Raw genomic sequence first — 15,280 nt, 5'->3', positions numbered from 1 at the left:
TCGTGCTGACCCGCGTCATCCGTGATGCGCCGGTGCGGTCCCATCATGACGGTCACGGGGCCCTGCCGACCCTGGGTTACCGGCCGGTCGCGCGTGTCGCTGCGGCGTGTCGACAAATAGACAGTCCGGCACCGTTCCGGATGCTGTGACGGGGCCCTCACCGCGGTCGCGCTGGGGGCCCGCGCGGTGCTGCTCGGGCGGCCGTTCGCGTGGGGGCTGGGGCTGGCCGGCGAGGAGGGCGTGCGGCAGGTGGTGTCCGACGTCCTCGGCGAGTTCGACCTCGCGCTGGGGCTCACCGGGCACACCGCCGTCGGCCGGCTGGGCGCCGAGACGCTGCGCCGGGTCGGCTGAGGCGACACGCCCGGCCGCCCTTGACCCCGCCGAGTGGGCTGAGTCACAGTGGCGATGGGCGGGGGCAGCCGGGAACGAGTGGCCACCCACTGCTGGGTGGACCGACCAACGCGGCCAGACCGTCAGGACCGGCCCCCCGCCCCTCAACGTCCCGCCGTCGACCGGATGACCCCTCGTGCCCGCCGGCGCCGGTCCCCCGGGTCCTCCCGTCAGGTCGTGGCCGCCCGCAGGTCGCCCCGCTCGAGCAGCCACGCCACGAGACCGCCCGCCACCAGCCCCCAGAAGGCCGAGCCGATGTTCAGCAGGGTCACGTCGGCGACGGTGACGAGGAAGGTGACCAGCGCGCCCAGCGTCAGGCGGCCGGCGAACGCGGTGACGAAGGAGGCCTGCAGCACCCGGAGCATCGCCAGCCCGGCGAGGGTAGCGATGAAGGCCGCCGGCGTGCCGAGCAGCAGGTCGGTGAACAGCGGCGCGAGGACGCCGAAGACCACGGCCAGCAGCCCGCAGACCACCCCGGCGGTGTAGTGGCGTGACCGCTCGCCGGAGGCCGACAGCAGCGCGTTGGTCGGGCCGGTCAGGCAGGTGGAGACGCTGCCGACGGCGGCGGCCAGCAGGGACCAGACGCCGCAGGCGACCGTGATGACGGTGACCGGCGGCGTGTGCCCGGCCGCGCGCAGGACGGCGATGCCCTGCCCGTTCTGGACGACGATGACGGTGATCGCGAGGGGGACCACCAGCTCCAGCAGCGCCTGGACCGACCACGCCGGGGCCTGGAACACCGGGGCGGCGACCCACGACGCCGTCTGCGCGCCGGCGTCGAACCGGCCGGAGAAGGCCACGGCGACCGCCCCGACGACGAGGACGGCGATCAGCGGCGGCACCACCCGCGCGAGCCCGGGCAGGGCACTGACCAGCAGGAAGGTGAGCACCATGGGCCCGGCCAGGGCGAGGTCGTCCCGCAGCGCGTGCACCAGGTCCAGACCGAAGCGCAGGAACACCCCCGCGACCATCGCCATCACGATCGGCATCGGGATGACCGCCATCAGCCGCCGCACCCACCCGGTCAGGCCCAGGACGACGATCAGCAGCCCGGTGGCGACGAAGGCGCCCACCACCTCCGGCCAGGGGAGGTGCGTCAGCGCCGGGCCGACCAGGACGGTGCCGGGGATCGTCCAGAAGAACGACAGCGGCTGCCGGTAGAGCACGCAGGCCAGCACGGTCAGGACGCCGTTGAGGAGGAAGCACCCGAACAGCCAGGACGCCAGCTGCTCGCGGGTGAGCCCACCCGCGCCCCCGACCGCGAGGATGACCGCGACCGGCCCGGTGGCGGCGAAGACGAAGCCGATGAGGCCGTTGGCCGCGTAGACGGTGCCCAGGTCACGGGCCACCTGCCGCAGGCCGGGCAGCGGCCGGGCGGGGCGCTCGAGCAGGTGGTCGGGTCCGGCCATGCCCACCCCCGTCGTCGGGCCGGCGCCCGCGCGTCCGGCCCCGGCATCATGGCCTGCGCCGCCGAGGACCCGTGCCGGCACCCGGCCCGGGGTCAGGGTCGTGGCCCCCCGACACATCGCGGCCCCGCTCTCAGTGAGAGCGGGGCCGCGGTGCTGTCTCAACCAGACGTGCACCCGAAGGGATTCGAACCCCTAACCTTCTGATCCGTAGTCAGATGCTCTATCCGTTGAGCTACGGGTGCCTGGTGTTCAGTTGTCCTGCGCGGAGGCTCCGGGATTTGAACCCGGGATGGGGATTAACCCAAACCGCATTAGCAGTGCGGCGCCATAGACCGGACTAGGCGAAGCCTCCCGGGGTCCGAGTCCCCCCGGAACCACCGAGGAGAGAGACTACCAGCGCCCCCGACGGTGCTTCACGGGGGTCCCACCCGGGGCGGGTGCGCGCGGGCCGACCCCGCGCGACGTCGGACGAGCCGGTCGCCGCGCGACCGCACGGCCTCAGGCGGCGACCGGCTCGGCCACCACCCGGCGCCGGCCCGGCACCAGGGTGACGACCACCGCCAGCGCCGCCCCCGCGACGGCCAACAGCAGGCTGCCGGTGACCCCGGCCGGACCGTCGATGAGCGCCCCACCCAGCGCGGCACCGATCGCGGAAGCGCCGGTGGCCATCGTCGACAGCCAGGTGAACGCCTCCGTGGTGGCGTGCGCGGGGGCCAGCGTGCCGACCAGCGAGCTCTGCACGGTGAGGGTCGGGGCGATCGCCGTCCCGCCGAGGAAGAGCAGGGCACCGAGCACCCACGGACCCGACGCCGCGGTCAGCGGGGCCAGGCCGATGGTGACGCCGAGCAGCAGCCAGCGGTACTGCCGCGGCAGCGAGACGCTGACCACCCGGGCGCCGAACCACAGTCCACCGGCGACCGAACCCAGCGACCACAGGGCCAGCAGGACCCCGGACATGCCGGGCGTGCCCGCGGCGTCGGCGAAGGCGGGGACGGCGACCTCGAGGGCGCCGAAGCCCAGCATCAGCGCGGCGCCGCTGCCCAGCACGCGGGGCATGCCGGGGCTGAGCACGGTGGCCAGCGGGTGTGCGCGCTCGACGGCCGGGACGGGCACCCAGCCGCGCATCGCCCGGGACGTCGCGATGCCCAGCGCGCCTGCGACGGCCAGCACCCCGGCGACAGCCAGCGACCACGCCGGGGCGGCGAGGACGGCGAGCGCGGCGACCAGGGTCGGGCCGGCGACGAAGACCAGCTCGGTGGCGGTGGCGTCGAGCGCGAAGGCGGTGGTGCGCACCCGCGGGTCGACCCGGGACCACAGCGCACGGACGGTGCCCGACACCAGCGGAGTGGCGGCCCCGGCCAGCGCGGCGGCCCCGACGAGCACGGCCGTGGGGGCGCTGCCGAGGACGACGGCGACCAGCAGCGCCAGCAGCAGCGGATAGGCCGCGGCCTGGGTCAGGAGGACCGGGCGCGGCGTCCGCCGGTCGGCCAGCCGGCCGAGCACCGGGGCCATGACCGCCATCGCGAGGCCGTACGCCGCCGCCGCGACGCCGGCAACCGCGTAGGAGCCGGTCTGCTGCTGCACCATGAGCAGCAGCCCGAGGGGGACCATCGCCGAGGGCAGCCGACCGGCGAAACCGGCCACGAGCAGCACCGGGGCGGACGGCAACCGCCAGACGCTGAGGTACGAACGCACGACGAGACCCACTTAGGAAGAGCAGCGGAAGAGTAGGTGGCCAAACTGCGTTGACCACCTACAGGCTAGGGACGCGGCGGTAGGGAGTCAAATGAGATACGCCACCTACGAGTCGCGGGGGACCCGGCGGGACGAGGGAGCCTGATGGACTACGACACCTACGGGTCCAGCGCCGTCGAGCTGGCGATCGACCTCGCCAACGCCGGCCGGGACGACGACTGGCTGGCCGCGTTCCTGCGCGCCCACGACGAGTGGTTCGAGCCCGGCACCGCGCTGACCCTCTCCCCCACCGAGGCGGCGCAGGCCGCCGAGACCGCCGACCTGGTACGCGCGGTCGCCGTCGCGGGGTCGCAGCCAGAGGTGATCGAGCGGCTCAACGCGCTGCTCGCGCTCGCCTCACCACAGCCGTACGCGACCGACCACGACGGTGATCTGCACCTGCACTACGCCCGCCGGGAGGCGCCGGCCCTCGAGCAGCTGACGACCACGGTGGCGATGGGCCTGTCGCAGGTCGTAGTCCAGCACGGCTGGCAGCGGCTGGGCGTGTGCACCGCCGAAGGCTGCGACAACGTCTACGTCGACACCTCACGCAACGCCAGCCGCCGCTACTGCTCCAACACCTGCGCCAGCCGCTCGACAGTCGCCGCGTACCGCGCCCGCCGCAAGGCCTGAACCCGGGCCACGCGCCCGATGGAGCGGCCCCGTCGCCGCGAGGCCCACGTCCGCCCTCCATCGGCGCTAGCGTCCGGCGGCATGCGCAGCGCCCGGCACTGGGACGCCCGCCTGCACTCCTTCGTCGGGGGTCTGCCCACCTCACCGGCCGACCGCTGGCTGCGCCGGCTCACCACCGCCGCCGACCACGGGAAGCTCTGGATGCTCGCCGGCGCGGTGCTGGCCGCCCGTCGCGGGCCGCTGCGCCGGGCCGCCGTCCGCGGGCTGGGCTCGATGGCGGTGTCGAGCGCGGTGGTGAACGCCGTCCTCAAGCGGGTGTTCGGCCGCCGGCGTCCCGACCTCGGCGGCCACCACGTCGACCGGCTGCTGCGCCGGTCGCTGACCACCCACTCCTTCCCCAGCGGGCACGCCTCCTCGGCGGCGGCCTTCACCACCGGCGTTGCGCTGGAGTGCCCCGCGGCCGGTGTGGCCCTCGCACCGGTGGCACTCACCGTCGGGTACTCCCGGGTGCACGTGGGCGTGCACTACCCGGGGGACGTCGTCGCCGGGCTGGCGGTGGGCACGGCCGTGGCGGTCGCCGGCCAGGCGTGGTGGCGGGTGCGGCCGAGGACCCCGGCGCGGGTGCGGCCGGCGCGGTCGGCTCCGGCGCTGCCCGAGGGCGAGGGGCTCGTGGTCGCGGTGAACCCGCGGTCGGGCCCGGACGGGTACGACCCGGCCGAGGACATCCGGCGGCTGCTGCCCCGCGCGGACGTGCGCGAGTCGGGGCCGGGGGTGGGCATCGCCGACCTGCTCGAGGAGGCCGCCCGGTCGGGCCGCGCCCGGGCGCTGGGCGTCGCGGGTGGTGACGGCAGCGTGGCGGCCGCCGCCGCGGTCGCCGTCGAGCACGGTCTGCCGCTGGCGGTGCTGCCCGCGGGCACCCTCAACCACTTCGCGCGGGACGTCGGCGTGCACACCCTCGAGCACGCCGCCGAGGCGGTGGCCGCCGGGGAGGCGGTCGAGGTGGACGTCGCCGAGGTGAACGGGACGCCGTTCCTCAACACCGCGAGCATCGGCAGCTACCCCGAGATGGTGCGCCGCCGCGACGCGCTGGCCGGGCGGATGGGGAAGTGGGCGGCCATGACCGTGGCCGTCGCGCGCACGCTGCGCAGCGGGACGCCGGTGTCGCTGCTGCTCGACGGCCGGCCGGCGCTGGTGTGGATCCTCTTCGTCGGCAACTGCCGCTACACCCCGCGCGGGCTGGCCCCCGCCTGGCGGCCGCGGCTGGAGGACGGGCTGCTCGACGTCCAGTACCTGCGCGCCGACGTCCGGTTCAGCCGCACCCGCGCCGTCCTCGGCTCGCTGCTGGGCATCAGCGACCGCAGCTCCGGGTACGCCGACACCCAGGCCCGCCAGGTACGGGTGGTCTCCCGGTCGGGCCCCCAGGAGGTGGCCTACGACGGCGAGACCGGCGAGCCGGCCACGGAGTTCCTGTTCCGCAAGCGCGGGATGCTCACCGTCTACTGCGCCCGCGCCGACTGACGGCCACCCCGCACCGGCGTCTCCCCGCCGCGGAGCCGCCGGACTCGGTGGGCGGAGTGGCGGCGACGTCACTACGGTCCGATCAGGGGTGTCCCGGCGAGGTCCGGGGCACCGGTGCACACGCAGATCCCCGACGGAAAGAGGTCCTCCATGTTGGTCCGCCGGATCGCCCGGCCGCTGCTCGCCTCGTCGTTCGTCTACGGCGGGATCGACACGCTGCGCAACCCGCAGACCCGGGTGCCGGGCGCGAAGCCCGTCGTCGACCAGATCACCGAGCAGGCGGACAAGCAGCTGCCGGTGCAGGTGCCGCGCGACGTCGAGCAGTGGGTCAAGATCGACGCCGGCGTGAAGGTGGTCGCCGGCTCGCTGCTCGCGCTGGGCAAGCTGCCCCGACTCTCCGCGCTGGCCCTCTCGGCCAGCATCGTGCCGACCACGCTGGCCGGACACCGCTTCTGGGAGCACGACGACCCCAAGGAGCGCTTCGGCCAGATCTCCCACTTCCTCAAGAACCTCGGCCTGCTGGGCGGGCTGCTGATCGCCGCCGTCGACACCGAGGGCAGGCCGTCGGTCGGCTACCGGGCCCGCCGGGCGGCGAAGCGGGCGGCGGAGTCGACCGAGAAGAGCTACGACCGGGCCCAGAAGCGGGCCGTGAAGGCGCACCGGAAGGCCGAGCGCAAGGCCAAGAGGCAGCGCCTGGCCCGGAAGGCGTCCCGCTGAGCGAACCGCTCACGCCCGCGGCCGCGCTCCGGAGGATCGCCTTCCTCCTGGAGCGCGCCCGCGAGCCCACGCACCGCGTGTCGGCGTTCCGCACCGCCGCCGCCGTCGTCGACACGCTCGGGCCCGAGGAGCTCGACCGGCGGATCCGCACGAGGACCCTCACCGACCTGCGCGGGATCGGCCCCAAGACCGGGGCGGCGATCGTCCAGGCGCACGCCGGTGAGGTCCCCGAGTACCTGGCCCGGCTCGAGGAGGCCCACGGCGAGCTCGTGCCGCTGGCCGACGACGTCGCCGAGTTCCGTGCCGCGCTGCGCGGGGACCTCCACGTGCACTCGGACTGGTCCGACGGCGGCAGCCCGATCCGGGAGATGGCCGAGGCGGCGATGGCGCTCGGTCACGAGTACATGGCGCTCACCGACCACTCGCCCCGGCTGACGGTCGCCAACGGCCTGTCCCCGGAACGGCTGGAGCGGCAGCTGGACGTCGTCGCGGAACTCAACGAGGAGCTGGCGCCCTTCCGGATCCTGACCGGCATCGAGTGCGACATCACCGTCGACGGCGAGCTGGACCAGACCGACGAGCTGCTGGGGCGGCTGGACGTCGTCGTCGCCAGCGTGCACTCCGACCTGCGCGCGGACCGGGCGGCGATGACCGAGCGGATGCTCAAGGCCGTGGCCCACCCGCACACCGACGTCCTCGGGCACTGCACCGGTCGGCTGCTGATCCCGCGCGAGCAGCGGGAGGGACGCCGGCAGCGACCGCGCCCGGAGAGCCAGTTCGACGCGGAGGCGGTGTTCGACGCCTGCGTGGAGCACGGCACCGCGGTGGAGATCAACTCCCGGCCGGAGCGGCTGGACCCGCCGCTGCGGCTCCTCGCCCTCGCCGTCGAGCTCGGCTGCGAGTTCGCCGTCGACACCGACGCGCACGCCCCCGGTCAGCTGGACTGGCTGGGCAACGGCTGCGAGCGCGCGGTGGAGGTCGGGGTGCCGGTGGAGCGGGTGGTCAACGCGCGGCCCGCCGAGGACCTGCTGGGCTGGACCCACGGGGGCTGACCGTCCGGCGGCACGGCCGACAACCGACCGCGCCGCTCGCCAGGCCATATCCTCGGGCGTCCAGGGGGAGCTGGCGACCAACCGGAGGACCGTGTGAAGCGTCCGTACGTCCTCGCGGCCGTTCTCGTCGCCGTGGTGGCGGTGGTGGCGACCGCCCTCATCTCGACGCGGTCCGCGACCTCGTCCTCCGCTCGACCGGCGGCGCCGTCCACCGGGACCCCCGAGGAGGCGTGGCCCGGGTGGGGGTTCACGCACACGCAGTTCAGTGCGGACGCCGGTGTCCCCGTGGCGGTCCGGTCGGTCCAACAAGCCCTGCGTGACCAGCCGCTCGTGCAGGCGCAGGCGATCATGGGCTGGGGCGCCGAGAACCCGGAGCCCCGTCCCGGCGAGTACGACTTCGGCAACCTCGACCAGCGCATCGAGTTCATCCGCCAGTCGAACGGCATCCCGGTCATCACGCTGTGCTGCGCCCCGGACTGGATGAAGGGCGGCCCGGAGGGCACCACCGACTGGAGCCACCTGGAGGACGCCCCGCTGCCCGAGCACTACGCCGACTTCGCCGAACTCGCCGCGGTCGTGGCCGAGCGGTACCCCGACGTCCGGCACTTCCTGGTCTGGAACGAGTTCAAGGGCTTCTGGGACCGGGACGACAACACCTGGGACGCCCAGGGGTACACCGACTTCTACAACCAGGTCCGTGCGGCGGTCAAAGCCGCCAACCCCGACGCTCTGGTCGGTGGCCCCTACCTGCCGATGGTCACCGCCGAGGGTGACGTGAGCGCTGAGCTGTCGGGCGACTGGGGAGCCGTCGACCCACGCGTGCTGGACGCCTTCGACCACTGGCTGGCCAACAACGAGGGAGCTGACTTCGTGGTGGTCGACGGGCACGCCGTCGCCCAGGACGGCGGGGATCCCTTCGACGCGCTGGCGAAGTTCTCGGCGGTGAACGACTGGATCCAGCAGCGCACCGACCTGCCCATCTGGTGGGCCGAGTGGTACCTCGACCCGGTGGTCCGGGAGTGGCCGGCCGACCAGCAGGTCGCCGTCTACACCGCCGCGATGATGGAGTTCGCCCGCAGCGGCACGCAGACGGCCCTGTACTGGAACCCGTCCCCGGGCGGCAGCTCCTGCGCCACGTGCCTGTGGACCGACACGACGGGCGACGACGGCGGGGAGGCCCTGCCCTTCCTCACCGACGTGCTGCAGGGCTTCACGCGCTGGTTCCCGCCCGGGACAGCGCTGCAGGAGGTCGACGCTCCGGACGGGCTGCGCGTGCTGGCCCAGGCCGAGGTCATGGTGATCGTGAACACCACCGACCGGCCCGTCACGGCCACGCTCCGGGACACGCGCGTCACACTCGCCCCGTACGAGACCCGCTGGATCCCGGCGCTCTGAGCCCGCGGGCGCGGGGTCATCCCGCGAGCAGGACCAGGCGTTCCAGCACCACCAGGGCCAGCCCCACCAGCAGGGGAACGGCGGCGACCGTCAGCGGGCGGAGGCGCCGGCCCTCGCCGGCGGGCAGTCGCAGCCGCCAGACCTCCCGCCAGACGAGCACCACCACCAGCAGGACGAGGAAGACCAGGCCGACCGGCGTCCACGGCGTGGCGCCGATCCGGTATCCCGTCGCCCCGGCCGCCGCGGACGGCGAGCCGGTCGCCGGCGGACCCTCGAGGGTGTAGACCACCGCGTCGGGGTTCTCGGCGACCACCCGGATCCCCGGCGCCTCTGCCATGCCGGCGCGGAAGTCCTCGCCCCACCCGGCTGGGTACCCGCTGCCGATCTCGAGGTGGGCCTCCTGACCGCGGGTGGTGATCAGGAACGTGCCGGGGCCGCGGTCCTCGAGCGCGTCCACCACGGTGGAGACGTCGGCCGGGTCCCGCGGGGCCAGGACGCCGGTCCAGCGGACCTTCTCGACGTCCCGGTAGCCCAGGGGCATGAAGGGGGTCGACCCCGGACTGCCGGTGCCGTTGAGGAAGACGACCACCCCACCGGCGCCACTGGCGTCGTGGATGGCCTCGACGGCAGCCACCTCACCGGGCCGGATCCGTTCGAAACTCTCGTTGCCGTACCGGGCGACGAAGAAGCCTCCGGCGAGGAGGAGCACACAGGCGACCGCACACAGCCGGCTGAGCAGGGAGGGCCGCCCGCCGGTGCGTGGGAAGAAGGCGAACGCCACCAGGCAGCAGGCCGCCGGCAGGGCGAAGAAGTAGACCCGCAGGGTGATCTCACCGCCGTAGGACTGAAGCAGCACGGCAGCCAGCGGCATCGCGAACAGGACGAACAGGACGCGGTCCTCCAGACCCCGCAGGCGTCGGCGCAGCAGGCCCAGCCCGGCCAGGGCGAAGACGACGAGCGTGATGGCGATGCGGCTGAGCACCACGAGCTGGTGCTGCGCGTCCCCACCCTGGGCCCGCCCGGCGACGCTGGAGGACAGGTTCCCCGTCAGGTCGCCGATCCCGGCCAGCAGCCCGCCGAGGTGCCCGGACCAGTAGGCCACGGTCATGTAGCTGAGCCAGGCCACCAGCAGGACGCCCAGCAGCACCGGCAGGCCCTTCACGGTCGAGCGCCGCACCGCGATCAGACCGGCCGCGGCGAACAGCATCAGGAAGGGCGTGAGCTGGTGGCTCACCGTCGCGGCGACGAACAGGCCGATCAGCAGCGCGAGCAGGACGGTCCGCAGGCGCTCGCTGGTCTCCCCCGGGGGCGTCTCGCCCGGTACCGCCGGGGGGAACACCCGCCGCCAGCCGCGCCGGATCGCCACGAAGCGCTCCGATCCCCGGGCGACGACCGACGTCCGGCACCGCGGCCGGAACCACGTGACGAGGACCGCCACGAACAGGAGGTAGAGCAGGTACGTGAAGCCCTGGGGGGAGAAGTAGTCCTGCCCCACCCAGTTCAGGACGACGAACAGCCCCGCCGCCAGCCACCGGGCCTGCCAGGTGGCGCGCACGTTGCGCAGCAGCAGCCACAGCGGCAGCAGGTACAGCAGGTTGCTGAGCACAGGGGTGATCTGGAGGACCGTGGGGAGCACCTGCTGGTGCTCCGGCCCGGCCAGGAAGCTCGCGAACCCGAAGAAGCCCGGCCAGCTGAACCGGGCGTCCAGCCCGGGGACGACCGTCCCGGTCCGCGAGATGTACTCGACGAAGCCGGCGTGCACCCAGGAGATGGGGAAGCGCGCCATGGCCTCGACGAAGACCGTGACGCCGTGCAGCAGGACGGTGAGGACGACGAGCTGTCCACCCAGGAGCAGCGGGTGCGGCCGGCGCAGCGACAGGGCGCAGCCGAAGGCCACGACGAGCACGACGACCGCCGCCATGGTCACCGGCGGCAGCACCGACACCAGCCCGAGGCCGTTCATCTCGTCGAGGTCGACGTCACGGAGCGGGAGGAAGTAGGCCGGCACGGCGGCCGCGGTGACCAGCGCCAGGGCCACCGCCGCCCACCGGGTCCGGGAGCTGGCCGGCCCGGTGCCGTCGACCTCCGGCGCCTCGGTCTCCACCCGGTGCCGCGCCGGAGCGGGGACCCGCCCAGCTGCCGGGGAGGCTCCGGCCCGTTCGGCGATCGTGTCACCGCCCCGGACCGGATGCAGGAACCGCAGCAGGGGCGGCAGCACGAGCAGCGCGACGAGCAGCTGGCTCAGCAGCAGGGCGAGGCCGACGGCGGTGATCGTCGAGATGCCGAGAGCCGCGGCCACCCCGTCGTGGTAGAGGCAGACGAACACCGAGCCGAGGACGAGCACCCCGCGCAGGACCTGCACGCGCACGATCTGCCGTCCGCGCCCCAGCGCACGGAGGGCCCCGATGTGGATGTCGGTCACCGCCCGGGGTAGCGCGGCGAGCGCCATCAACTGCAACAGCGGGGCAGCCGGCAGGTAGTCGTCGCCGAAGAGCCCGAAGACGTGGGGCGCGGCCAGGCACACCACGACGGCCGCGAGGACCAGCAGGATCAACCCCCGCACGAGCGCCGCGCGGCAGTTGGCGACCAGCGTCGCCCGGTCGTAGACGCCCTCCACGCTCAGCGAGGTCGCCAGGTTGACCGCCACCAGGCTGAGCAGGCTCCCGATCACCCACGCGATGAAGAAATAGGCATAGGTGGCGGGCGGCACCCGGTCGGCCACCATGACCGGCACCAGGTTGACGATCGCGAAGACGAACAGCGCGCCGACGTAGTCCGCGGCGAGGAAACGCCACACCGCACCGGACGGGTAGGCGGGGAGGCGGTCCCCCTCCGCCCGCAGGCGACGGGGCAGGAGCCGGCCGTAGATGAGCGCGTTCGTCGGCAGCAGCACGACGATCATCGGGACGACCCAGGAGAGGAAGACGCCCTCCGACGGGAAGCTCTCGGCGAGCACGACGAGGAGGACGATCTTCGCCACGCCGAAGACGGCGTTCTCCACGGGGATCCAGACGGCACCGCGCAGCCCGGTGAGCACGCCGTCCTGCGCGGTGAACACCCCCGCGGCGACCACCGCGGCCAGGAACCACGTGCGGAACGTGGCATCACGGAACAGGTCGAACGACGGTCCCCAGAGGTCGAGGGTGGCGTAGAAGCCGAGCGTCAGCGCGACCACCGCGGCGGAGGTCAGCAGGTAGGACCAGGTCACCAGCCGCCGGACCGACCGGCCGCTCTCGGGCAGGAAGCGGTTCAGGGTGCCGCTGACGTTGAGCGCGACGATCCCGGAGAGCAGACCCATCACCGAGATGGCCGTCGAGCCCCGGCCCACGTCGTCCGGGCTGTAGCGCTGGGCGGCCAGGAACCAGTAGACGAGGCCCAGGATCCCGGTGACGCCCGTGTTGAGCACCAGGGCGTAGGCGTTCCGGTAGAAGGGCTGGGCGAGGTGGGCACGGGCGCGCGACGTCCACCGCGGCGCGAGCTCGACGCCGGTCCCGACGACCGGCTGCTCCGGCGGCTCCTCGAGGGCCAACGCGCCCTTCGGCTCAGCCACGGCCGCGCACCTTCGCGACGACGTACCGGGTGCGCCGCACCGCCGCGTACCCAGCGGTGAGGGCCCGGTCGGGCAGGAAGGTCGAGGTGACGTCGTCCTGCACCAGGATGCGGGCGAAGACGTCGAGGGTCGTGGCCCGCCGGACGGTCAGCCGCGGCACGGCGAGCAGGTCGGTCGACGACGGCCGCACCCGGGCGTTCCCCACTGCGGCGGCGAAGTCGTACCCGGCCGCCGCGACGTCCCGCCGCACGCGCCGGCTGGAGTACCCGAACGGATACGCCAGGGTCGCCACCCGGCGCCCCAGGCGGTCCTCCAGGTGGGCTCTGCTGTCCCGGAGCTCGGTCGCCAGCGCGGCGGCCGGGAGCTGGTCGAGTTGTGGATGGCTGTGGCTGTGGGCACCGATCTCGATCCCGGCCGCGGCCAGCTCCGCGAGCTGCCCCCACGAGAGCATGTCGTCCAGCGGGCGTCCCGCCCGGTCCTCGGCGTCGGCGAGCCAGCCGGTGGTGACGAACACGGTGGCCGGCCAGCCGCGGGCCACCAGCCGCGGCAGGGCTTCGCGGTGGAAGTCCGCGTAGCCGTCGTCGAAGGTGAGCACGACCGGCCGCTCGGGGAGCTCGTCGCCGTCCCGCAGCGCGACCCCGAGCGCGGAGAACGTCATCGGGGTGAACCCGCGCTCGCCGAGGCAGTCCAGCTGTGCCTCGAACATCCGCGGGTGCACCGAGAGCCGGCGGGTCGCGCGGTTCGGGTCGGCGGCGACGGCGTGGTACATGAGCACCGGGACGGTGACGGTCATGAGGCACTCCCTGCGACGGCGGCACTGCGCCGGCCGTCGATCGACCCCCGGACGTAACCGGCTGCCGCGGCGAGCAGGCCGGTGGAGATGGCGCCCGACCGGCCCAGGCCGGAGAGGTCGCCGTGCGCGGCGTCGACCAGCCCCCGCACCACGCCGCGGCGCAGGGTGACGGTGGTGTAGCTGCGCTCGACCGACAGGCCGTCGGCCGCGCCGACGCTGCGGGCCACCGCCGCCTTGGACAGGCCCTCCGCGTAGCACCGGGACCGGAAGTACGCGAACCGCTCCCGGGGTACCGGCACGCGGTGCCCGATCACCGCGCGGGGCTCGAAGAGGAACACCGCGGACGGGAGGCGGTGGCTGACCCGGATGCAGAACTCGGTCTCCTCGCAGCCCAGGGGCCGGCTGTCCCGGGAGGTGCGGCCGATGTCGGTCGGGAAGCCCCCGGCGACGTCGAAGACCCGGCGGCGGAAGCAGGCGTTGCCGCCCAGCAGGTTCCGCACGCGGCCCGGCTCGCGGCCGGTGAAGGTGCAGCCGACGACCCAGTCGAACTCCGTCGGGAACCACCGCGGCCTCGCGGTGGCCCACAGGGGCAGCGTGGTCCCCCCCACCCCGGCGACGTCGTCGTCGGAGAAGCCGGCCACGAGGTACTCCAGCCACTCAGGCTCGGCGACCGCGTCGTCGTCCAGGAACGCGATCAGGTCGCCGGTGCTCACCGCGACGCCGGTGTTCTTGCCCCCGGACAGGCCGCGGCGGTCGCGGTTCTCCACCACCAGGACGTCCGGCAGCTCCGCCGTCAGCCGCGCGTGGAGCCGGGGGTTGTGGTCGACGACCAGGAGGATCTCGTCCGCCGGTCGCGACTGCCGGCGGACCGACTCCACGGCGGCGAGGACGTCGTCCCACCTGTCCTCGGTGTAGGCGCAGATGACGACCGAGACGGTCGGTGCGGCGCTCACCTCGCGGCTGCCGTGGTCCGGGACCGGTCCGTGCGCCGGCCGAGCGACGTGCGCAGCTCCCCGTAGCGGTACAGCGTCCGGTCCGCAGCCCTGAGCAACCGTGGTGACTCGGTCACCAGGTACCGGATCCGGCGCGCGGGAGCCGCCTTGGCCCAGTGCAGGGCACCGGCCGGGGTGCGGCGCAGCAACCGGCCCTCGGCCACGACGAGGTCGCGGCTCTTCAGCGTCTGCTTGTAGGCGTCCCGGGTGCCCCGGCCCATGTGCAGCTCGTGCACTCCCTCGCCGGCGAGCGCCTCGGCGACGCCGAGCTGGGCCTGCATCCCGACCGAGTACCTGGCGAGCTCCACGTTGTAGCCCGCGAACCACCCCGATGCCGACGAGTGGCTGCGCAGCACGAGCGTCACGCCGGCCAGCGTCTCGCCGGCGCGGAACTCCGACAGGACGGCGGAGAAGGTCACCGTCCGCGTGTCGAGCAGCTCGTCGAGGATCTCGGGAACGCCCGGCCAGGTGAACCGGTCGCTACGGCCGGTCCTCCGGTACTGCTCGGACTTCCAGGACATCAACGTGCGCAGGGTGGCCCGGTCGGCGGTGTCGTGCAGGAACCGGACCTCGCCGACCTCGCGGCCGAGCTTGCGGGCCCGCTGCGGGAGCTTCTTGAACGTGGCCTGCGACCGCTGCCGCTGCTCGGCCAGGTACGCGGCCCACCCCCGGCTGAGGTCCATGATCGGGGACGGGACACGGATGGCCTCGTAGGGCCGGAAGGGCTCCTGTCCGTCGACGAGGCTGTCGAACTCGTACACGGCGAGTCCGCACCCGCGGAGCAGCTGGTCGGTGTCCCACTCCGCACCCGGGGCGTGTACCAGCCCCTGGCAGCCGGTCAGGTTGGTGGCGATCGGGCTGCCGCGGCCGAGCCGGCCCCGCTCGAAGGGGAAGAAGCCCACGATCCGCGGCCCGTCGCTGAGGACGGCGACCCGCGCCTGCGGGCGGTGGCGGCCCACCACGACGCTGAACTCGGGCGACAGGAAGGCGTTCTGCAGCGCCGGCGTCGCGCGCTGGAACTCCCGCCACAGATCGATCTCGGCCTCGCCGAGCTCCCCGGGTCGTACGACGGTGATGTGCACCTCGGTGTCCTCGCC

At 74.0% G+C, this 15,280-nt stretch carries 11 protein-coding genes, 2 tRNA genes and 1 pseudogene; 6 read left to right on the top strand and 8 right to left on the bottom strand.

The features are described from left to right. Positions 1-168: 168 nt before the first annotated feature. Positions 169-351: pseudogene (locus tag ACI78V_RS02715) on the top strand (alpha-hydroxy-acid oxidizing protein); the annotation flags it as partial. 209 nt (positions 352-560) lie between these two features. Here the strand turns inward: ACI78V_RS02715 and ACI78V_RS02710 are convergent. From ACI78V_RS02710 to ACI78V_RS02695, 4 genes are all read right to left on the bottom strand, one after another. Continuing rightward, positions 561-1,799: a benzoate/H(+) symporter BenE family transporter gene (locus tag ACI78V_RS02710; protein ID WP_456848669.1), complete on the bottom strand. Its 1,239-nt coding sequence runs from the start codon at positions 1,797-1,799 to the stop codon at positions 561-563. A 169-nt stretch (positions 1,800-1,968) separates the two neighbouring features. Next, positions 1,969-2,041: transfer RNA gene (locus tag ACI78V_RS02705), tRNA-Arg, on the bottom strand. A 21-nt stretch (positions 2,042-2,062) separates the two neighbouring features. Next, positions 2,063-2,151, bottom strand: a tRNA-Ser gene (locus ACI78V_RS02700). A gap of 146 nt (positions 2,152-2,297) precedes the next feature. Further along, complete coding sequence (locus ACI78V_RS02695; protein WP_456848668.1) at positions 2,298-3,494, bottom strand: MFS transporter; 1,197 nt, start codon at positions 3,492-3,494, stop codon at positions 2,298-2,300. A gap of 144 nt (positions 3,495-3,638) precedes the next feature. On the opposite strand from ACI78V_RS02695, the gene ACI78V_RS02690 reads away from it, so the two are divergent. The 5 genes from ACI78V_RS02690 to ACI78V_RS02670 all read left to right on the top strand — a co-directional run bounded on the left by ACI78V_RS02690 (position 3,639) and on the right by ACI78V_RS02670 (position 8,848). Further along, on the top strand, positions 3,639-4,166 hold the full coding sequence (locus tag ACI78V_RS02690) for a CGNR zinc finger domain-containing protein (protein WP_456848666.1): 528 nt from the start codon (positions 3,639-3,641) through the stop codon (positions 4,164-4,166). Between the two features lie 81 nt (positions 4,167-4,247). Next, entirely contained in the window at positions 4,248-5,684 is a 1,437-nt protein-coding gene (locus tag ACI78V_RS02685) for a phosphatase PAP2 family protein (RefSeq protein WP_456848664.1), read from the top strand. A gap of 150 nt (positions 5,685-5,834) precedes the next feature. Continuing rightward, entirely contained in the window at positions 5,835-6,401 is a 567-nt protein-coding gene (locus tag ACI78V_RS02680) for a DoxX family protein (RefSeq protein ID WP_456848662.1), read from the top strand. Further along, positions 6,398-7,453, top strand: a complete 1,056-nt coding sequence (locus tag ACI78V_RS02675) for a PHP domain-containing protein (protein ID WP_456849059.1) — start codon at positions 6,398-6,400, stop codon at positions 7,451-7,453. Before ACI78V_RS02680 ends, ACI78V_RS02675 begins: the two co-directional genes overlap by 4 nt. Before the next feature lie 93 nt (positions 7,454-7,546). Beyond that, positions 7,547-8,848 carry a hypothetical protein gene (locus tag ACI78V_RS02670; RefSeq protein ID WP_456848660.1) on the top strand — a complete coding sequence of 434 codons (1,302 nt, stop codon included), beginning with the start codon at positions 7,547-7,549 and terminating at the stop codon, positions 8,846-8,848. 16 nt (positions 8,849-8,864) lie between these two features. Here the strand turns inward: ACI78V_RS02670 and ACI78V_RS02665 are convergent, their stop codons facing one another. Genes ACI78V_RS02665 through ACI78V_RS02650 form a run of 4 tightly spaced genes read right to left on the bottom strand, consistent with a single transcriptional unit; the run spans position 8,865 to position 15,265 of the window. Beyond that, positions 8,865-12,398: a lipopolysaccharide biosynthesis protein gene (locus ACI78V_RS02665; RefSeq protein WP_456848658.1), complete on the bottom strand. Its 3,534-nt coding sequence runs from the start codon at positions 12,396-12,398 to the stop codon at positions 8,865-8,867. Beyond that, positions 12,391-13,191, bottom strand: coding sequence for a polysaccharide deacetylase family protein (locus tag ACI78V_RS02660; protein ID WP_456848656.1), 801 nt, complete (start codon positions 13,189-13,191; stop codon positions 12,391-12,393). The genes ACI78V_RS02665 and ACI78V_RS02660 overlap by 8 nt, the downstream gene beginning before the upstream one ends. Next, positions 13,188-14,144: a glycosyltransferase family 2 protein gene (locus ACI78V_RS02655; protein WP_456848654.1), complete on the bottom strand. Its 957-nt coding sequence runs from the start codon at positions 14,142-14,144 to the stop codon at positions 13,188-13,190. Before ACI78V_RS02655 ends, ACI78V_RS02660 begins: the two co-directional genes overlap by 4 nt. After that, positions 14,141-15,265: a GNAT family N-acetyltransferase gene (locus tag ACI78V_RS02650; RefSeq protein WP_456848652.1), complete on the bottom strand. Its 1,125-nt coding sequence runs from the start codon at positions 15,263-15,265 to the stop codon at positions 14,141-14,143. Before ACI78V_RS02650 ends, ACI78V_RS02655 begins: the two co-directional genes overlap by 4 nt. Positions 15,266-15,280 lie beyond the last annotated feature (15 nt).

Source organism: Geodermatophilus sp. SYSU D00742 (assembly GCF_054049935.1).
The sequence above is the reverse complement of the archived record's forward strand: the minus strand, read 5'-3'. Positions and strand labels throughout refer to the sequence as shown.

Coding starts and splice junctions, on each gene's coding strand:
- ACI78V_RS02685 (WP_456848664.1), top strand. CDS start 4,248: ATGCGCAGCGCCCGGCACTGGGACGCCCGCCTGCACTCCTTCGTCGGG.
- ACI78V_RS02710 (WP_456848669.1), bottom strand. CDS start 1,799: ATGGCCGGACCCGACCACCTGCTCGAGCGCCCCGCCCGGCCGCTGCCC.
- ACI78V_RS02690 (WP_456848666.1), top strand. CDS start 3,639: ATGGACTACGACACCTACGGGTCCAGCGCCGTCGAGCTGGCGATCGAC.
- ACI78V_RS02660 (WP_456848656.1), bottom strand. CDS start 13,191: ATGACCGTCACCGTCCCGGTGCTCATGTACCACGCCGTCGCCGCCGAC.
- ACI78V_RS02680 (WP_456848662.1), top strand. CDS start 5,835: ATGTTGGTCCGCCGGATCGCCCGGCCGCTGCTCGCCTCGTCGTTCGTC.